A 19714-nucleotide genomic window follows, 5' to 3' on the forward strand; every position below is an offset into this window, starting at 1 on the left:
ATAGGATTGCAGGGTGAGCAGTGATCCCATCGACGTCGTCCTGATCGGCGGCGGCATCATGAGTGCGACGCTCGGAGCGATGCTCCAGCGCGTGCAGCCCGACTGGAGCATCCGCATCTACGAGAGCCTGGGTGAGGTCGCCCAGGAGAGCTCGAACCCGTGGAACAACGCCGGAACCGGGCACGCCGCGCTCTGCGAGCTGAACTACATGCCCGAGGCGTCCGACGGGTCCGTCGACCCGGCGAAGGCCATCAGCATCAACGAGCAGTTCCAGCTGAGCCGCCAGTTCTGGGCGGCCCTCGTGGCGGCCGGCGACCTGCCCGACCCGAAGAACTTCATCAACCCGACCCCGCACATGACGTTCGTTCGCGGCCGCGACAACGTCACGTACCTCCGGAAGCGCTACGAGGCCCTCAAGGACGAGCCCCTGTTCGCGGGCATGGAGTACTCGGAGGACCCGGACGTCATCGCCGAGTGGACGCCCCTCCTCGTCAAAAAGCGGAACCGCAAGGAGCGCATCGCGGCGACCCGGCAGGTCTCCGGGACCGACGTCGACTTCGGCGCCCTCACGCGCGCGCTGATCGACAACCTCGTCGACAACGGCGCCGAACTGGTCCTCAACCACAGGGTTCGCAGCATCAAGCGGACGAAGGACGGCCTCTGGCGCATCACGGTCCGCCACGAGGTCGGTCACACCCCGCACGTGGCGACCGCCCGTTTCGTGTTCGTCGGTGCCGGTGGAGGCGCCCTCCACCTCCTGCAGAAGTCCGGCATCCCCGAGATCCAGGGCTTCGGCGGATTCCCGATCTCGGGCCAGTTCCTCCGGACGACCAACCCCGCGATCGTGTCCCAGCACCAGGCGAAGGTGTACGGCAAGGCCGCCGTCGGGGCCCCGCCGATGTCGGTGCCCCACCTCGACACGCGCGTCGTCGATGGTGAGTCGTCCCTCCTGTTCGGCCCGTATGCCGGCTTCAGCCCCAAGTTCCTCAAGACGGGCTCCTGGTTCGACCTGCCCGGCTCGGTCCGCCCGGGCAACATCGGGCCGATGCTCGCCGTCGCGCGCGACAACTTCGACCTCATCAAGTACCTGGTCGGTGAAGTGCTCGCCAACCGCGAGAAGAAGATGAAGGCGCTGCGCGAGTTCATGCCGACCGCGAAGACCGAGGACTGGGAACTGATCACCGCCGGCCAGCGCGTCCAGGTCATGAAGAAGGACCCGAAGCGCGGCGGCGTGCTCCAGTTCGGCACCGAGGTCGTGGCCGCGGCCGACGGGTCGATCGCCGGCCTCCTCGGCGCGTCACCGGGCGCCTCCACTGCCGTTCCGATCATGGTCGACCTGCTCAAGCGCTGTTTCCCCGACCGCTGGGACTCCTGGCTGCCGAAGCTCGAGGCGCTCATCCCCACGATCGGCACGACGCTCAACGACCGGCCGAAGGAGGCGCAGCGCGTGCTGTCCTCGACGGCCGAAGTGCTGCAGCTCACGCGCGAGCAGGTGGCGCGGTAGGGCGCGAGACGCGTCGCGATACTAGGAGGTGCGCTCCGGACTTTGGCCGGGGCGCACCTCCCTTTCGGTTGTGGCGCGTGGCTGTTACCGCGGCTCGTTGTCCGCAGGCCCGCGCCTCCGGACCGTCGCGAGATGCCACCAATCGCCCCCTCACGCCCCGATCTGCGCATGTGGGGGCCATTAGCGAGCGTTCAGCTGTTGGGGGCGGCGTCCGGCCCCGGGATCTCGGTCATCCGTCGTCGTGGCTCACCAGTCGGACCGCGGAATTCGCGCAAGCCGCGGCGATCAGAAGGCTCGCGAACCCGGCGACGAGCCCGGCGGAGCCAGTGATCATGTTCAGAGCACCGCCGATCGCGAAGATCCCAGCTAGGACGATGCTGCCGGTACGGGAGGCGGTCATCTTCCACCACGGTCGAGGTCCGCTGGCCTCGTGAGTGCCCCGGAAGCATCTCGCAGCGACCGTGACCGCAATAACCGTGACGAGCGTCCCCGCAATCCCACCGAGAGCCGGTTCCGTCGTCAGTCCGATAGCCAGCGACGCCGTCATCACCATTGCGAAGCTGACGACCACGAACGAGGCCTGAGCTGCCCGGGACCGAATGCGGATCGGCATCAGTCACGAGACCACTGCGTACGTGTAGTACGAGCAGTAGTTGTATCCGCAATCCCAGTAGGTAGCCCTGACTCGCTTGCTTTGGTAGTGAGCCTGCGAGACGGCAGAAGACAAAGCAGCGGGCGCCGAACAGGCAATCGATCCGAGGTAGGGGAGCGGAACGAAGTGGCAGATGTTATTGATGTTGTTGATCATCTTCCACATCTGTTCAACATCAGCGCGTGAGTACGTGATGACATAGGTCTTGTAGGTGGGATCGGCCACGATGGGGAATACCGCTTCGGTCGAGAAGTCGACCATCTGGGTCAGGGTGTCGCCTTTCACTTCGTACCATGTGGGCACCGGGTTGCCGTCGGCGTCCTTGGCCCACGGAGCGTCGAAGTGGCCAAGCGTTGTTCCATCGGAAGCGACGAGGTCGATACTGTGGTCCGGATTGGCGCGGAGGCGTTCACCGGGCCCGAGATCCATGGGGTAGTCGTATCGCTTCGGCGCCCCCGGATCGGCGAGAACAGTGCTGATGCGGATCGAACCGTCGGATTGAATCGCAGGCACCGTCGAAGACCCATTTCGGTTGTCGTAGACGACGACACCGGGAGTGTGAACTTCCGCCGCTGGGCGTGCCTGGTCAGAATATGGCAATCCGATCGTTAGCTCATGGCTTCCGGTGGAGACTTCGATTCCGCCGGAGGCTGTAACGGGAAGGCTGATGTCCGTTCCGCCCACCTCAGCTCGCATCGCGTCGCTCTCACCTGTGCCGTTTGGACTGCCGATCGTCTGTTCCAGCACCTCCGGCGCCACGTGGTTCACGGCGGCTAGCGCTTCCGACGCGGTAAGACTGTCAGGCTCGGCTGGCGCGAACCCGACCAAAGTGGTCCCCATGGCGAAGGCGACGGTGATTCCCGCGGCAATCTTTGAACGACGCATGTCTACTCCTTTTCGCTCGTCCTCGAGTGGTTCGCGTTCCTGCAGGAGGCAAGGTCACGAGCCCACTCATAGGGAAATGTAGGAGCTGAGCAATAACAATACTGTATTGAAATTTAACATGTGGATAACTTGATGCATGCTCGCTGTGTGGACGGCCCACCCTGCGCTTCGCGCGCCCGGCCCCTTGGCCGGCGGCGACCGAGGGCTGATCCGGCCGTTATCCACAGGGCCGCGCCTCCTGTGCGCACTGAGACGTCACTCGTGGCCCCCTCCGGGGGCCGATTCGCCCTCATAGGGGCCACGAGCGACCGTTCAACCGTTCAACCGTTCAACCGTTCAAGGCGCACAAGAGGCCGAGTACCGACGCGGGTCCCGGGCCTCGACAACCCAGCCCCGCGCCTGCTAATCTCGTCCACGCTATGAAGTGACCACCTCCTCTCGTCCCGCGCCCGAGGCGCCGTCGACTGGAGTGAGGGTGAGCACCGGCTCTCCGCGTTCGCCGCGTTCTTCGCGCTCCGACGCCCTCCTGACGGATGATCGCCCGGCGGGAGCAGGCTCTCAGGAGCGCCTGGAAGGCGGTTGCCATGCGAACATCCACACTCATCCCTCTCCGAGCCGACGGGGTCTCGGTCCGTTACGGCGAGCGGCGCGTTCTCAGCGACGTCTCGATGACCGCGGGGCCCGGCACGCGGCTCGGCCTGATCGGCGAGAACGGGGCGGGCAAGTCGACTCTGCTCCGCGTCCTCGCCGGAGCGGAGGAGCCCGAGAAGGGCGTCGTCGCGCGTCCCGAGCGCGTCGGTTTCCTCTGGCAGGAGGTGCGATTCCCGCCGGGCGACACGCTCGGCGCTCTCCTCGAGCACGCCCTCGCCGATGTGAGGGCGATCGAGCGGGAGCTCGAAGCCGCGGCCTCGGCCCTCGCCGGCGCCGAACCGGGCTCCGATGCCCGCTACGATCGCGCCCTCGCGGCGGCCGAACGCGCGGAGATCTGGAGCATCGACGCACGACGGGACGAACTGCTCGACGGCCTCGGTGTCGGCGGGATCCCGCTGGCCCGGCGGATCGGGGAGGTGTCGGGCGGTCAGCGCAGCCGCTTCGCCCTCGCGGCGCTCCTGCTGAGACGGCCCGACGCGCTCCTCCTCGACGAGCCGACCAATCACCTCGACGATTCGGCGGCCGAGTTCCTCCAGGCGCAGCTGCTCGGCTGGGAGGGGCCGGTCGTCTTCGCGAGCCACGATCGCGCTTTCCTCGACGCGGTCGCAACGACCCTCCTGGACCTCGACCCGACCCGCTCGGGCGCGACCGTGTTCGGGGGAGGCTACAGCGACTATCTGCAGGCCAAGGCCGACGAGCGGGCGCGCTGGGAGAAGCAGTACGCGGACGAGCAGGCCGAGTTGGCGTCGCTCCGGCACTCGGTCGACGTCACGGCGCGCTCCATCGCCTGGTCCGGCAAGATCCGCGACAACGACAAGTTCGTGAAGTCGGTGAAGGGCAACGCGCTCGACCGCCAGATCAGCCGTCGGATCAAGAACGCCTCCGGGCGGCTGGAGGAGCTCCAGCGGGCGCAGGTCCGCAAGCCGCCGGCGCCGCTCGAGTTCGCGGGGATCCCTTCGGGGTTCCAGGCGCTCTCGGACGAGTCCGGCCTTCTGCTCCACGCTGCCGACGTCTCGGTGCCGGGAAGGCTCGGCGGCGCGTCGTTCGCCGTGGCGCCCGAGTCGCGGATCCTGGTGACTGGCGCCAACGGCTCCGGGAAGTCGACCCTCCTCGGTGTGCTCGCCGGGCGGATCGAACCGATGGGAGGCACGGTCCAGCGGAGGCGCGGACTGCGGGTCGGGCTGCTCGAGCAGGACGTGCGATACGCGGACCCGTCCGCGTCGCCGCGGCGCATCTACGAGACCGCGGTCGGCGACCGGCGGGCCGAAGCCGTGCCGCTGGTCTCGCTCGGGCTGATCGCCCCGCGCGATCTCGACCGGGCCGTGGGGGATCTCTCGGTGGGGCAGCAGCGCCGGCTGGCGCTTGCCCTCATCCTCGCCCGGCCGCCGCACGTGTTCCTCCTCGACGAGCCGACGAACCACCTCTCGCTCGCGCTCGCGACCGAGCTGGAGGCGGCGCTCGGCCGGTACCCGGGCGCGGTCGTGGTCGCCAGTCACGACCGCTGGCTCCGGGCCGGATGGCAGGGGGAGGAGGTGCGGCTCGGGTGACGCCACCCCGCGGAGGCGCTTGCATCCGGTTCGAACATATGTTCGAATAGGGACATGAGGTGGAGCGGGCAGGAGCTGGCGGTCGAAGAGCCGTCAGCCCTCCCCGGCCTCGCCCGGCTCAACAACCTGGTGCGGTCCGTCCGGACTCCCGACTTCGCCGGCATCACGTTCCACGAGGTGCTGGCGAAGTCGGCGCTCAACCGCATCCCGGGCGGGGGAGGCCCGATGCCGTTCGGCTGGACGATCAACCCCTACCGCGGGTGCTCGCACGCGTGCGTCTACTGCTTCGCGCGGCCCACCCACACGTACCTCGAACTCGGCCCGGGGAAGGACTTCGACCAGGAGATCGTCGTCAAGGTCAACGTCGCCGAGGTGCTCCGCAAAGAGCTGTCCAAGCCGAGCTGGGGGCGGCATCCGGTGGCGCTCGGCACCAACACCGACCCGTATCAGCGAGCGGAGGGGCGCTACGGGCTCATACCGGGCATCATCGACGCGCTCGCCGACTCGGGCACGCCGTTCAGCATCCTGACCAAGGGGTCGCTGCTGAGGCGCGATCTGGATCGGCTGGCAGAGGCGGCGACCCGCGTTCCCGTCGATCTGGCCATGTCGATCGCCGTCTACGACGACGAGCTCCAGCAGTCGGTCGAGCCCGGCACGCCGACGACGAAGGCGCGGCTGGCCACGGTGACGGCGGTGCGCGAGAAGGGGCTCGACTGCGCCGTGTTCCTGATGCCGATCCTCCCGTACCTGACGGACACCCGGGAGCACCTGGATGAGGCGCTGCGTCAGGCCGCCGAGGCGGGCGCCACCTCGGTCCTGTACACGGCCCTCCATCTGAAGCCCGGCGTCAAGGAGTGGTACTACCTCTGGCTCGGCCGCGAGCACCCCGAGCTTCTCCCGGCCTACCGGCGCATGTACGACCGGGGCACGTTCGCCCCGAAGGAGTACCGCCAGTGGCTCGCCGCCCGCATCAAGCCCCTGATCCGTCGGCACGGGCTCGACGAGGGGAAGGAGGCGCCGATCACCGGCGGGGTCCGGTCGTCGGCACTCGGCATGCTCCGCGACGGCGAGGGAGAGCGCCAGACGCTCGCTCCGGCCGACCGGGTCGGAGCGTCGCTGACCGCGCTCGGGGTGCAGCCCACCCTGTTCTGACCCCGAGACGGGTCGCCTCCGACTCGTGGCGGGTGCGGCGTACCCCGGCCGCGGCCGGTCGGGGTACGCCGCGCGCCACCCGGATGCCATAATCCGTGGGAGGGCCGGACACTCCCGGCTTCGCCGGCGCCGCCTGCCGGCCCGACCGCGCTCGAAGGGGATCACGTGTCGCTCGGCCTTCCCAGCCACCTGGCACGGGAGGCGAACTCGCGCGCGCTCGCCGCTGGCGCCCGGTGGGCCGGACTCGTCTGCCTCGGGTCCGCGGTCGTGAACGTGGGCATCAGCTCGGCACGGGCGCCGGGCGCCTCCCCGTGGGTGGCGATCCTCGTCCTGGCTCCGATGGTCGGCCTCCTGATCGCGCTCCTGCGCGGGCGAACCCTCGCGCTGACCGTCGCGTACCTCCTCGTCGGGTCGGTGTGCACCTACTTCTACGCGGTCGCGCTCTTCATCAGCACGCCCGCCTACCGCGACAGCAGCCTCTTCGTCATCGCGCTCCCCGTCGTCGCCATGACGCTCGTCGGCGGCGCCGGGACGGGGTCGCTCCGGGGCATCCTCTGGGCGACTCTCGGTTACGGGCTCGCCGAGGGCGCCGTCCTGCTGGCGACGACGACGACCCACCGCGTGTACGCACCGAACGCGATCGCCCTCGGCGCCTACCTCCTGTTCGTCGCCGTGCTCGCCTTCGACGGTCTGACCCGGGGCGCCCGGGCGGGCGCCCAGTCGGCGCTCCACCGGGCGATGCGCGACTCGCGACTGGTGCAGTTCCGCCTCGAGGGCATCGCGCGGGCGACCGCGGAGGTGCACGACACCTTCTTGAGCGACCTCACGGCGGTGGCCACGGCGACGGCCGGCCCGCTCGACCCCCGGCTCCGCGACCGGATCGAACAGGATCTGCGTTCCCTGGGGGTCCTGGTCGGCGACGAGGAGGCGCCCGCGGGCCCGAGCCTCCTGGACGCCTGGGAGGACAGCGAGGTGAGCCGCGCGATCGAGGACGCGCGGGACGAGGGGCTCGCCGTCACCGTCTCGGGTGACCGGGTGACGCTCGCTCTCGTGGGGAGCGAGGAACGCCGGGCGCTCGGGCTCGCGGTGCGCCAATGCCTCGCCAACGTGCTCAAGCATTCGGGCAGCACCACTGCCGAGGTGGCTCTCTCCGCGGCCGCCGGCTCGGTTTCGGTGATGGTGGTCGACGGCGGGAGCGGGTTCTCAGCCAGCTCCCCGGCGCCGGACCGACTGGGCCTCAGGCAGTCCGTGCGGGACCGCATCGAGCGCGTGGGAGGCACGGTGACCGTGTACTCGAGCGAGGACGTCGGGACGACGGTGATCATGGTGGTTCCGGTCTCCGATGCGGCCTCCGGATCCGGAGGCCGGCCGTGAGCGCGCTGACCCCGGCGACGGTCGCTCGGCTGCGAGGCGTGCCGCCCGAGCGGACGCCGCAACGCTTGGATCCGCTCGGAGCGCAGACCGCGTGGGGCCTCGTCCCTGCGATCGCGGTCCTCTCCGTGGGGTACGCCGTCGTGTCGACGCTTCTCCACGGCCCGCAGGTGGTGGACCCTCCGGTCGCCGTTGCCGCGATCGTCCTCCTGGCCGTGACGGGCGCCGTCGCCTCCATCAGGACCCGCCCCGGCCTCGTCCCCTTCGGGCGCTGGTCCCATCTGTCCGTCACCGGCGGTGCGCTCCTGGCGGCCGTCCTCTTCTCGGCCTCGGCGTGGGGCGCCAACCAGCGCATCCAGGACGACTGGGGTCAGATCGCCGTCGGCCTCTTCCTCATCGCGATGCCGCTGTACCGCCCGGTCGGCGAGGTCATCGCCGTCGGCGCCACATCGGCGCTCGTCCTCGCGGCGCTCGCGGCCTTCCAGAGCAGCACGCTGCTGATCCACAACAACCCGCTGGTCTACGCGATCGTCGCCGCGACGCCCGTCCTCGCCCTGGCGTGCGGCGGCGCCGGCTACGCCTGGACCATGACGGAGGAGGCGCTGCGCTGGAGGCTCGTCGCGCGCGACGGACAGGAGCGGCTCGATCGCGAGCTCCGCCTGACGGCCGAGCGCATGATCGCGCAGGAGCGGGCCACGGCGCTCAACGCGGATGCCGTGCCGTTCCTCCTCCACCTGCTCGCGCAGGATGCGATCACCGAGAGCGACCGGGAGCGTGCAGAAGCCGTGGGAGCGGAGCTGCGATCCCTGTCGCTGCGGGCGGTCGAGCGCACCTGGCTCCGCGAGACGGTCCGCCAGGCGCTGAGGAAGCATACCGAAGCGCCACTGGCCGCCGCAGCGGGTCGCGTCGACGATCCCGACGGACTGGAGGCGGTGCTCAGCACGGAGCTGCGCGGCGCCGTCGGCGCGCTGGTCGCCGCGGTGGCCCGCCAGCCGGGACTCGACCCGTCGTCGCTGCGGATCACCGCTTCCCACCCTGAGCAGCCGAGATTCGAGCTCACGGCGACGGTCGCTCAGCCGCGGTCGGAGCTGCGGCGAGAACTCCTGCCGTTCCTCGGTGCCCTGAGCTCGACCTCGCTCAGCACCGGCATGAGCACGGATGAGGGCCGGCTGGTGGTCCGCTTCGCGTACCCTGGGAGCAGACGACGATGACCAGCACCAAGAACGACGCCCCCTCCCGCATCCGGTTGGCGATCCTCGACGACCACGAGATCCTGCTCGACAGCCTGGCGGACTGGATCGAGCGCAACGCCCCCGAATTCGACCTCGTGCTCCGCGCCCGGAGCTGGATCGAGTTGGTCCACAGCGAGGCATTCCCCACCGATCTCGTCATCATGGACCTTCAGCTGCCGGAGTCCGTGTCCATCGGCGCTCGGGTGCGCACCTGCCGGGCGGCGGGGGCGAAGGTGATCGTCCTCAGCGCTGCGGATGCGCAGGCAGACCGGGAGGCGGCGCTCGCGGCGGGCGCACTCGCCTACGTGAGCAAGGCGCAGCCGATGTCGGACCTCCTCGCGGCCGCGCTCGCCGCTGTCGGGCGCAGTGAGGCGACCAGTGCACTGCCTCAGGTCTGGCGCCCGAGGCCGGCCCCTGCCCCGGCCGCCCGCCCGCGGTTGAGCGACGGGGAGCGACAGGCGCTCGTGCTGTATGCCGACGGTCGCACCACCGCGGAGGTCGCCCGCGAGATGAACGTCCAGTACGAGACGGCCAAGACGTACCTCCGCCGGGTGCGTGAGAAGTACGGCCGCGTGGGCCGTCCGACGAGCTCGCGGGCGGACCTCATCCGCCGTGCCGCTGAAGACGGCTACCTGACCTAGCCCCCTAGGATCGTGTCGTGGCAAAACTGTATTTCCGCTACGGGGCGATGAACAGCGGCAAGAGCACGGCGATGCTCCAGGCCGCGTACAACTACGAGGAGCGAGGCCACCGCGTCCTCCTCGCCAAGCCCTCCATCGACACCAAGGGCGACATGGGCATCCTGTCGCGGCTCGGCGTCACCCGTCAGGTCGACTTCGTGATCAACCCCGACACCGACGCGTACGGCAAGTTCCAGCAGCACCGCGAGCGGGTCATCAAGCGCTTCGACCGGGACGTGAGCGCCCTCCTCGTCGACGAGGCCCAGTTCCTGACCGAGGCCCAGGTGGACGACCTGCTGCGGATCGCCCTCCTCGACGACGTCCCGGTGCTGGCCTACGGGATCCGCACCGACTTCCAGACCGTCGCTTTCCCCGGCAGCAGGCGGCTGCTCGAGGTGGCGCACAGCCTGGAGGAGCTCAAGACCATCTGCCGCTGCGGCCGGAAGGCCATCTTCAATGCCCGGAAGATCAACGGCGTGTTCGTCTTCGACGGCGACCAGGTCGCGATCGACGGCGACTCGGTCAGCTACGAGTCCCTGTGCGGCAAGTGCTACCTCCAGGAGAGCCGCGGCGTGCTCAACAACGGCCGGAGGCAGTGGCCCGTCGAGGCGGCGCCGGCCTACCTGAGCGAGCCCGATCCCGACTTCACCTGACCCGTCCCGCGATCCCGCGGCCGACGCCGACGACCAGCCGAGAAGAGTAGGACCATGAGAATCTCCGTGATCGGGTGCGGCTACCTGGGCGCCGTCCACGCCGCCGCGATGGCCCACCTGGGCCACGAGGTCGTCGGCATCGACGTCGACGCGGAGCGCATCGCCGCTCTGGCGGCAGGGCGTCCTCCGTTCTTCGAGCCGGAGTTCGGCGACATGCTCGCGTCCTCGCTGGCCTCCGGGAGGCTCCGCTTCTCGACCGACATGGCGGACGCCGAAGGGTACGAGGTGCACTTCGTCGCCGTGGGCACCCCGCAGAGCGCGGACGGCCAGGCGGCCGACATGCGCTTCGTGGATGCGGCGTTCGGCTCGCTCGCCGGCCACCTCCGGCCGGGCGACGTCGTCGTCGGGAAGAGCACGGTCCCGGTGGGCACCGCCTCCCGACTGGCCGAGCTGCTGCGCGAGCGCGCTCCGGAGGCGACGCTCGCGTGGAACCCCGAGTTCCTGCGCGAAGGGTTCGCGGTGAAGGACACGATCGCGCCGGACAGGCTCGTCTACGGTGTTCCCGACGGTGACGCGGGGGAGCGCGCGGTCGGCCGGCTGGACGAGGTCTACGCGTCGGCCGTCGGTTCGGGCACGCCGCGCATCGTCACCGACTACGCGACGGCGGAGCTCGTGAAGGTGTCGGCGAACGCCTTCCTCGCGACGAAGATCTCGTTCATCAACGCCATGGCGGAGATCGCCGAGGCGACCGGCGCGGATGTCACGAAACTCGCCGACGCGATCGGTCACGACGCCCGCATCGGCCGCCGCTTCCTCAACGCGGGCGTCGGGTTCGGCGGCGGCTGCCTGCCCAAGGACATCCGCGCGTTCAGTGCCCGCGCCCACGAGCTGGGGCTCGGCGACTCGGTCAAGTTCCTGGACGAGGTCGACAAGATCAACCTGCGGCGGCGCGCGCGTGTGGTCCAGCTGGTCGAGGAGGAGGCCGGGGGCCTCGAGGGAACGAAGGTCGCCGTTCTCGGGCTCGCCTTCAAACCCCACTCCGACGACATCCGCGATTCGCCGGCACTGACCGTCGCCCAGCAGCTGGCCGCCTCCGGCGCCGTCGTCACGGCCACCGACCCAGCGGCCATCCCGAACGCCTCCCGCCGCGCGCCCGAGCTGACCTACGCCGAGACCCCGGAGGCGGCTGTCGCCGATGCCGACGTCGTCGTGCTCATTACGGAGTGGCCGGATTACGTCGGTATCGATCCCGCCGCTCTGGGCGAGCTCGTGAGGCGGCGCGTCGTCATCGACGGACGGAACGTGCTCGACCCGGCGCGGTGGCGCGCCGCCGGCTGGACCTACCGCGGACTCGGCAGGCGCTGACCTCGTCGCGCCCCCTTTTTGGGGGAGGCGCAAAAGATGAGGATTTGTTAGTTTTGTGGGATGGCGATCGGTCTCGCGCGCGACCCGGCACCGCCGCGGCCGGCGGAGCCTCCCGCCGAGCCGCGCTCCTCGAGCCGCCGCCGCACCATCGTCACCGTCGTGGTCGTCGTCCTGGTGCTCCTCGTGGCCGGCCTCGTGGGGTGGATCGGCTTACGCGGCTACCTCGCGCGACAACAACTGAGCCTCGCCACGCCTGCGGCCAATGCGGTGGTCGACGCGGTTCGCAGCGGCGACCTCACGAAGGCCACGACGGCCGCCGCCGAACTCCGGCGGAGCGCCGCATCTGCTGCCGATCTCACGAGCGACCCGGTGTGGAGGAGCGCGGAAGCCGTGCCCTGGGCGGGCCCCAATCTCGCCGCGGTCCGTCGCACGGCGGCCGCCGTCGATACGCTCGCCTCTGAGGTCGTGGGGCCTCTGGTCGGAGTCGCGAAGCATGCCGACCCCCGGTCCATCGCGGTGAAGAACGGCCGAGTGGACCTCGCCCCGATCCGGGCGGCCGCCCCCGTCGTCGAGAGCGCCCAGACGGCGTTCCACCGGGCGCAAGCCGATGTTTCGTCGATCGACACCTCTGTCACCATCGGGCAGATCCGGTCGGCGGTCGATCGCCTGCGCTCCCTCCTCTCCCAGACGGCCCCGTCGATGGACGCCCTCGGCAATGCGGCCCGCCTCCTGCCGCCGATGCTGGGCGCCGACGGCCCGCGGAACTACCTGATCGTCGCGCAGAACCCGGCCGAGCTCCGGGCCACGGGCGGTCTCATCGGCTCCGTCTCGATGCTGCACGCGGATGACGGAGCCATCAGCCTCCCGAGCCACACGGTCGGCGCTACTCTCGGCCCGTGGGACGAACCCGTCGCCTCTCTGCCGGACAGCACCGTCGGACTCTATGGACCGCTGGTGGGGAGGCTGCTGCAGGATGCGAACGCGACGCCCGACTTCCCGCTCGCGGCCTCCACCGTCTCCACCATGTGGACGAAGACGTACGGCGACCGGGTCGACGGCGTCGTGGCGCTCGATCCCGTGGCGCTCTCACAGGTGCTGCGCGCCACAGGGCCCGTCACGCTGTCGACCGGCGAGCGCCTCGGGGCGGACGACGCGGTCCGCGTGCTGCTGAGTGATGTCTACGCGCGATTCGCGGAGCCGTGGCGGCAGGATCTGTTCTTCTCCTCGTCGGCCGAGGCCATCTTCCATGCCGTGGTCGGGGGAGGGGTGGACGGGCGCGCCCTCGTCGACTCCCTGGCGGCGGCGGGGGCGTCGCGGCGCGTGCTGATCTGGAGCGCCCATCCGGGCGAGCAGTCGGTGCTCGCGAGCACGACGCTCTCCGGCGTGCTGCCTTCCTCGACCCCGACGACGGCGGGGATCGGCGTCTACTTCGACGATGCGACCGGCGGCAAGATGGATTACTACCTCCGCACTCAGGTCTCCGCCGGCGCCGCGGTGTGCCGCGCGGACCGGACCCCTACGTCCGTGGTCGAGGTGACCCTCGCCAACAGGGCGCCGGCGGACGCCGCCGCGGCCCTGCCTGCATACGTGACCGGCGGCGGCTGGTTCGGGGTGTCGCCGGGCACGGTCCGAACGCGCGTCGTCGTCTACGGCCCGGCCGGGGGTCTCTTCGCTGGAGCAACGGCCGGGGGTGCGGCCGCCCCGGCTGCTACGGGAACCGACCGGGCTCGTCCCGTCGCGATTGTGACGGTCTCGCTGGCGCCGGGGCAAGCGACGACCGTGGGCGTGCAGTTCCTCAACATGAGGCAGCGCGCCCCGGGTCTTGCCGTGACGGTCTCGCCGACGCTCCCTGGCGATGGTTCGACCCCCGTTGTGGGGGCATCGGTTCCTGTCGCGTCCCTTGCCGTCGATTGCCGATCGGCTATAAAGTGAGTAATCGTCACGTAAGACGTGCGTCTGACGGGGGGCTCCCGATGTTCAGAAAGATCCTCGCCGCGATCGGTGTCGCGGCCGCTCTCGTGCTCTCGGCGCCCCTCGCCGCCCAAGCCGTCGACTACACCCAGGGTGCGCCGTGCGCCCTCGACGTGACCACCGTGACCGCCGGGGGGACCGCGCGAGTCATCTGCCAGCCCGGGACCTGGGGACCCTCCGAGCTCGTGAACTGGACCGTCACCGGCGAGTCCGGGGCCGGAGTCCGGCTCGCTTCGTTCGGCACGACGGTCACCACCGTCCACTTCTCCAAGGCGGCCAACGCCGACGGCAGCGACGTGCTGACCGTGACCATGCCGACGACCGCCAGCGGAAGCTACACGATCCGGGGCGAGGGGACCACCACGGGTCACGTCTGCACCGTCACCCTGACCGTGCTGCCGGCCGACCACGCCGTCACAGCCGTCTCCGACCCGGGGTCCGGCCTGGCGGACACCGGCTCGGTCGTCGCGGAATGGGCCGCCTGGCTCGGCGGCGGACTCCTCGGAGCGGGGCTCATCACGGTCGCTGTGCTCGCCTGGGTGCGGCGGGTCCATCAGCCCTGAGGTCGATGACCGAAGCGGAGGCGGCTCCCCGCCTCCCGGCCGCCCGCCGCCCACGTCGGCCCTTGGTGAGCCATCGGGAATCCGGCACGCGCGGGAGGGGTTGAACCCCGCTGTGAGCACCAGCATCCCCCTCAACGTCCTCGATCTCGCCAGCCGTCCCGCCGGAGGCACCAACGCCGACGCCGTCGCCGGCACCATTCGTCTGGCGCAGGCCGCGGAAGCGCTCGGCTACCAGCGGTTCTGGGTCGCGGAGCACCACGGCATGCCGGCGATCGCCTCGAGCGCGCCCGCCGTGCTCATCGCCGGAGTCGCCGCGGCCACCGAGCGGATCCGGGTCGGCAGCGGCGGCGTCATGCTGCCCAATCACGCGCCCCTCGTCGTCGCCGAGCAGTTCGGGACCCTCCGCGCGCTTTACGGCGACCGCATCGACCTCGGCATCGGCCGCGCGCCGGGAACCGACGGTGCCACCGCGATGGCATTGCGACGGAGCCCCGAAGGGCTCGGGGTGGACGACTTCCCGCAGCAGCTCCTCGACCTGTTCGGATTCTTCTACGGGATGACCGACGCGAACCCGCTTCACAGCATCACTGCCGTTCCCGGACGCGGCGACGCGCCCCAGATCTGGCTGCTCGGATCGAGTGGATTCAGCGCTCAGGTCGCGGCCGCGCTCGGCCTGCCGTTCGCCTTCGCGCATCACTTCGCCGGAGACAACACCGAGGCCGCGCTCGACCTCTACCGGTCGCGGTTCGAACCGAGCGACCTCCTCTCCGAGCCTCACACGATGATCGCCGTCAACGTCGTCTCTGACGAGGACCCCGAGACGGTCCGGGCGCTGTCCCTCCCCGGCCAGTTGTCGTTCCTGCGCATGCGCCGCGGACTCAAGCCCGAGCCGGTCAGCATCGAGGAGGCGCTGGCGCACGAGTTCACCCCGCTCGAGGAGGAGTTCATCGCGACCCGGAACGCACGGCAGGCGATCGGCACCCCCGACGAGGTGAAGGCGCGGCTCGACTCGCTGCTCGCCTCCATGCGGGCGGACGAACTGATGATCTCCTCCGGGGCCGCGACGGTGGAGGGACGCATCCACTCGCTCGAGATCGCCGCCGGCCTGCACGCAGCACGAGAGCCCGTCGTCGGCGCATGAGGCTGTCACGGGCGCATCCCGCACCACCGTGCTCGTGAGCGAGGTCGCCCGGGCGTACGCCGAGGCCGCGGGCGGGACGGCCCGGACCATCGAGCTCGCGCCGCTGCTCCCGGAGCTGGGCGCCGGCCCGTTCCGGAACTCCCTCGGGTCCTCCGTGGTCGAGGCGCTGGAGGCGGTCGAGGCCGCCGACATCCTCGTCGTCGGTTCGCCGGCCTACCGCGCCACGTACACCGGCCTCTTCAAGCTCTTCTTCGACCACGTCGGCCAGTACGCGCTCGTCGACAAGCCTATCGTGCTGACGGCGACAGGAGGGAGCGACCGGCACGCCCTGCTCGTCGAGCACCAGATGCGGCCGCTGTTCGGGTTCTTCCAGGCGCTGACCCTCCCGCTCGGCATCTTCGCGAGCGAGAGCGACTTCGCCGAGTACGCGATCACGTCGGAGGATCTGCGCGAGCGGATCGCGACGGCCGTCTCGCGCACCGTCCCGTTGATCCGGGCGAACCTCGATCCGAGGACGCTCGAGGGAGCCGAGTTCGCGCGGCCCGACGCCTTCTGAGGCTGCCTGCCGGGATGCGAGAAGGGCCGGAGCAAGCGCTCCGGCCCTTCTCGTCTGTGCTGGTCGGGGTGACAGGATTTGAACCTGCGGCCTCTTCGTCCCGAACGAAGCGCGCTACCAAGCTGCGCCACACCCCGATGGCCCGAAGGCCTCAACCAGGATACACGAGCCTACGGGGTGCTCTTGACCACCGGACGCTCACTCGGCGGCTGTGAGGGTGACCAGCGCAGCCTCCGGCCGGCACGCGAAACGCACCGGCGCGTAGATCGAGGTGCCGAGGCCGGCGGACACGTTGAGGTAGGCCGAACGGAGGGCGTGGCGCCAGACGCTGAGGCCCTTCACCTGCGAGCGCGGGATGTCGCAGTTGGTCACGAGCGCGCCGAAGCCCGGCAGGCACACCTGGCCGCCGTGGGTGTGCCCGGCGAAGATCATCGCTGCGCCGTAGGTGACGAACGCGTCGAGGATGCGGCGGTAGGGGGAGTGCGTGACACCGATCGTGACCGCTTGCCGCTCGGGGCGTGCCTTGTCGCCGTCGAGCCACGTGGCGTCGTCGGAGAAGGGGTCGCTCTCGCGGAGCTCGTCCAGCGCGCCGGGGATGGCCGACACGCGGTCCTTTCCGATGTGCGGGTCGTCGACGCCGAAGAGTTCGAGGTGCGTCCCGTTGATATCAAGGGCGGTCGCCGCGTTGTCGAGATCGGTCCAGCCCAGCTCGCGGAGGTAGGTCGTCAGTGCAGCGGTGTCGACGCGTGTCGCCACACCGCGCTTCTTCGACGGACCCATGAAGTACTTGAGCGGGTTGGTCGGCCGCGGTGCGAAGTAGTCGTTCGAGCCGTGGACGAAGACGCCGGGGATGCCGCGGAAGCCCTCGTAGGCCGCTCGCACTCCGTCGAGTCCGTCGATGTGGCCGAGAAGGTCTCCGGTCTCGACGATGAGGTCGGGGCGGTAGCGCGAGAGCGATCGAACCCACTGCTGCTTGTCGCGCTGCCACGGGGCCATGTGCAGATCCGAGAGGTGCAGCACGCGGATCGGCTGCGCGCCAGGGGGAAGGACGGGCGCGGTCACCTCGCGGAGGGTGTAGGCGCGGCGCTCGACGAGCGACCCGTACGCGAACGCGGCAGCGCCGGCTCCGGCGAGCAGGCCGAGGGCCGCGCCCAGCAGCCCGGTCGCGCGCCTCGTCACTTGCCCGCGCCGGGGGTCGGCGGAGCGGGCGCCGCAGTGACCGTCAGCGTGACGGGCGCTCCGGGCTTCGCTCCGGCGGCTGCCGCCGGGTCCTGAGCGGTGACGGGCGCATTCGGGTCGTTGCCGCCGGTGACCTTGACCGTGAACCCGGCGTCCGTCAGTGCCTTCTGGGCGTCCGACAGCTTCTGGCCGACCACGTTCGGGACCGCCTTCAGCGAGCCGTTGCTCGTGTAGACCGTGACCACGCTGCCCTTGCCGACGGACGAGCCGGCCGGAGGGTTGGTCCCCGCGACGGTTCCCGCGGGCGCGACCGAATCCTGGGGGCCACCGTCCTGCTCGGTCAGACCGAGCCCGGTGAGGATCGTGTTCGCCTCGTCGGTGGACTTGCCGGTGAGGTCGGGCAGCGCCACCTGGACGCCGCGTACGAGTTTGTCCGGTGCCGCGGGGAACGGGTCGCCGCCGTACTTGCCGACCGCGGCCGACATCATCTGCCTCATGACGGCCGTGCGCGCGATCGCCGGCGTCGTGTCGTGCGTGGGATAGATCCTTCGCATGTCGACGTGGCCGGTGATGTTGCCCACCCAGTAGGCTCCAGCGACCTTCGTGGTCGACGCGACGAGCCAGAGCTGCTCGTTGCCGTCCGTGGTTCCCGTCTTACCGAGCATGTCCTTCCCGGTCCGGTTCATGCCGGCAGCCGTACCGCTCTGCAGGGGGCCCTGAAGCGCTTTCGCCATGGTGTTGGCGACGGCCGGGTCGATCGACTGGGTGCATTTGGAAGCCGGAGCAGTGATCTCCTTGCCACCCCCGTCGATGATCTTGTCGATCGCGATCGGGGTGCAGGTGTTCCCGTTGTTGGCGATGCCCGCGAACGCGGTCGCCATGGTCAGCGGCGCGATGTTGTTCGTGCCGAGGACGGATGCGGGGTTCGAGTTGAGCGGGCTGCCCGTAGCGGTGTGCACCCCGAACGACTCGGCGTCCTTCTTGATCTCGCAGAGGTCGAGTTGGTAGGCCATCGCCACGAAGGCCGTGTTGATCGAGTTCGTGGTGGCGTCCTGGGCGCTCCGCAGCCCCTCCTCGCCGCCCGAGTCGTTGGTGGGCTTGTAGGGTCCGCCCCAGGCAGCGCCGGGGCACGAGTCCTTGAAGTTCGCCTGGTTGTAGGTCCGGACGTTCGCGTTCACCGTCTCGTTGAGCGAGTGACCCTGCTTGAGCCATTCGGCGAGCGTGAACACCTTGTAGGTCGAGCCGACCTGGAATCCGTTCGATCCGCCGTACGCCTGGTCGGTCGCGTAGTTGATGGAGGTGTACTGGGCCCCCGAGTTCAGGACATCCGGATCCTGGCTGTACTGCTTGTTCTGCGCCATGTAGAGCACGCGGCCCGTACCGGGCTGGACGCCGACCAGCACGCCGCCGATGTCGGCGCGGTCGTACACCTGCGGGACGTAGGAGGCGAGGGTCTGCTCGGCGACGTTCTGCAGGTCGGGGTCGAGGCTCGTGTAGATCTTGTAGCCGCCGCGGGCGAAGTTGGCCGAGCGGGTGTCCTCGTCGGCCCCGAAGGTCGGGTCGTTGAGGATGATCTTCTGCACGTAGTCGCAGAAGTAGGCCGCGCCTCCCGCCGCCTGGCAGCCGCGCACGGAAGGCGTGATCTGCGGCTGGATCGGGGTCTTGAGCGCCTCGTCGTACTGGGTCTTGGTGAGCTTCTTGTACTCGTACATCTTGCCGAGGATGTAGTCGCGACGCTCTTTGTTCTTGGCGTAGCCGTTGGCCGCCCCGTTCGTCTTCGAATCGGGGGAGTCGAGTTTGAGGCTCGTGGGCTCGTTCACGATGGCGACGAGGCTCGCGGCCTGCGCGGGGGTCAGCGCGGCCGCTGTCGTGTTGTAGTAGTAGCGCGCCGCCGCCTCGATGCCGTAGACCGAGCCGCCGAAGCCCGCGATGTTGAGGTAGCCGACGAGGATCTGGTCCTTCGAGTACTTCTTCTCGATCCCGATGGCGTACTTCATCTCCTTGACCTTGCGGTCGGGGGAGACGCCCGTCGAGTCGTCGACGCAGGATTGGTACTTGGCCTTCTGCTCCTTGGTCTTGACCGGCAGCGCCTCGCACTTCTGCAGCAGGACGTTCTTCACGTACTGCTGGGTGATGGAGGAGCCGCCCTGGACGCCTCCGCCGCTGACGGTCGAGAGCACGCCGCGCATGGTGCCCTGGATGTCGACGCCGCCGTGGCTGTAGAAGCGCGGGTCCTCACCGGCGATCGCCGCGTCCTTCGCGGCCTGCGAGATCTGGTCCCACCCGACGGGGAGGCGGTTCTGCGAGTAGAAGGTCGCGAGCACCTTGTCGGAGCCGTCGGCGTTCTTGGCGTAGATCGTGGAGGGCTGGGCGAGCTGCCCGACGTCGAGGTACTCGGGAAGACCCTCGAACAGGCCGATGCTGTTGTTCGCGGTCATGCCGGTGACGGCGATGGCGGGGGTGACGGCAGCCGCGACGAGGAGGCCCGCGACGGCGCTCATGCCGACGAACGCGGCGACGGCTCCGAGCGCACCTCTAGCCTGTGGTTTTTGCGCAGACATAGGATCAAGGCTAGGTGATGAACCTGATAAACCCCCCGAATGGAAAAGGCA

At 69.8% G+C, this 19714-nt stretch carries 15 protein-coding genes, 1 tRNA gene and 1 pseudogene; 12 read left to right on the plus strand and 5 right to left on the minus strand.

The features are described 5' to 3' along the window. The first annotated feature begins 13 nt into the window (after positions 1-13). A complete protein-coding gene (locus FPT20_RS03235; protein WP_158862521.1) occupies positions 14-1504 on the plus strand; it encodes a malate:quinone oxidoreductase in 1491 nt (496 codons plus the stop codon). 229 nt (positions 1505-1733) lie between these two features. On the opposite strand, the gene FPT20_RS03240 is transcribed toward FPT20_RS03235, so the two are convergent. Then, on the minus strand, positions 1734-2075 hold the full coding sequence (locus FPT20_RS03240; RefSeq protein ID WP_158862523.1) for a hypothetical protein: 342 nt from the start codon (positions 2073-2075) through the stop codon (positions 1734-1736). A gap of 45 nt (positions 2076-2120) precedes the next feature. Then, the gene (locus FPT20_RS03245; protein ID WP_158862524.1) at positions 2121-3041 is read right to left on the minus strand and encodes a hypothetical protein; all 921 of its coding nucleotides are present in this window, start codon (positions 3039-3041) and stop codon (positions 2121-2123) included. A gap of 584 nt (positions 3042-3625) precedes the next feature. On the opposite strand from FPT20_RS03245, the gene FPT20_RS03250 reads away from it, so the two are divergent. The 11 genes and pseudogenes from FPT20_RS03250 to msuE all read left to right on the plus strand — a co-directional run. Beyond that, complete coding sequence (locus FPT20_RS03250; protein ID WP_158862532.1) at positions 3626-5239, plus strand: ABC-F family ATP-binding cassette domain-containing protein; 1614 nt, start codon at positions 3626-3628, stop codon at positions 5237-5239. Positions 5240-5293: 54 nt separating this feature from the next. After that, complete coding sequence (locus tag FPT20_RS03255; protein WP_158862534.1) at positions 5294-6391, plus strand: Rv2578c family radical SAM protein; 1098 nt, start codon at positions 5294-5296, stop codon at positions 6389-6391. A gap of 165 nt (positions 6392-6556) precedes the next feature. Then, positions 6557-7765 carry a sensor histidine kinase gene (locus FPT20_RS03260; protein ID WP_158862536.1) on the plus strand — a complete coding sequence of 403 codons (1209 nt, stop codon included), beginning with the start codon at positions 6557-6559 and terminating at the stop codon, positions 7763-7765. Beyond that, positions 7762-8973 (plus strand): hypothetical protein, encoded by a 1212-nt coding sequence (locus tag FPT20_RS03265; RefSeq protein ID WP_158862538.1) that lies wholly within the window; start codon positions 7762-7764, stop codon positions 8971-8973. The genes FPT20_RS03260 and FPT20_RS03265 overlap by 4 nt, the downstream gene beginning before the upstream one ends. Further along, entirely contained in the window at positions 8970-9635 is a 666-nt protein-coding gene (locus FPT20_RS03270) for a response regulator transcription factor (RefSeq protein WP_158862540.1), read from the plus strand. The genes FPT20_RS03265 and FPT20_RS03270 overlap by 4 nt, the downstream gene beginning before the upstream one ends. 17 nt (positions 9636-9652) lie before the next feature. Next, a complete protein-coding gene (locus FPT20_RS03275; protein ID WP_158862542.1) occupies positions 9653-10327 on the plus strand; it encodes a thymidine kinase in 675 nt (224 codons plus the stop codon). A 54-nt stretch (positions 10328-10381) separates the two neighbouring features. Then, positions 10382-11692, plus strand: a complete 1311-nt coding sequence (locus FPT20_RS03280; protein ID WP_158862544.1) for a UDP-glucose dehydrogenase family protein — start codon at positions 10382-10384, stop codon at positions 11690-11692. Between the two features lie 60 nt (positions 11693-11752). Beyond that, a complete protein-coding gene (locus tag FPT20_RS03285) occupies positions 11753-13624 on the plus strand; it encodes a DUF4012 domain-containing protein (protein WP_158862546.1) in 1872 nt (623 codons plus the stop codon). A 41-nt stretch (positions 13625-13665) separates the two neighbouring features. After that, positions 13666-14226: a hypothetical protein gene (locus FPT20_RS03290; protein WP_158862548.1), complete on the plus strand. Its 561-nt coding sequence runs from the start codon at positions 13666-13668 to the stop codon at positions 14224-14226. 112 nt (positions 14227-14338) lie between these two features. Beyond that, positions 14339-15367 carry an LLM class flavin-dependent oxidoreductase gene (locus FPT20_RS03295; protein WP_158862550.1) on the plus strand — a complete coding sequence of 343 codons (1029 nt, stop codon included), beginning with the start codon at positions 14339-14341 and terminating at the stop codon, positions 15365-15367. A gap of 19 nt (positions 15368-15386) precedes the next feature. After that, a pseudogene (gene msuE, locus FPT20_RS03300) lies at positions 15387-15923 on the plus strand (FMN reductase); the annotation flags it as partial. A 60-nt stretch (positions 15924-15983) separates the two neighbouring features. On the opposite strand, the gene FPT20_RS03305 reads toward msuE, so the two are convergent. From FPT20_RS03305 to FPT20_RS03315, 3 genes are all read right to left on the minus strand, one after another. Beyond that, positions 15984-16060 (minus strand) — tRNA-Pro (locus FPT20_RS03305). 61 nt (positions 16061-16121) lie between these two features. Then, complete coding sequence (locus FPT20_RS03310; RefSeq protein WP_158862554.1) at positions 16122-17102, minus strand: metallophosphoesterase; 981 nt, start codon at positions 17100-17102, stop codon at positions 16122-16124. Further along, positions 17099-19663, minus strand: a complete 2565-nt coding sequence (locus FPT20_RS03315; protein ID WP_158862556.1) for a transglycosylase domain-containing protein — start codon at positions 19661-19663, stop codon at positions 17099-17101. Before FPT20_RS03315 ends, FPT20_RS03310 begins: the two co-directional genes overlap by 4 nt. Between the last annotated feature and the right edge of the window lie 51 nt (positions 19664-19714).

This window comes from Leifsonia sp. AG29 (assembly GCF_009765225.1).
Taxonomy (GTDB): domain Bacteria; phylum Actinomycetota; class Actinomycetes; order Actinomycetales; family Microbacteriaceae; genus Leifsonia.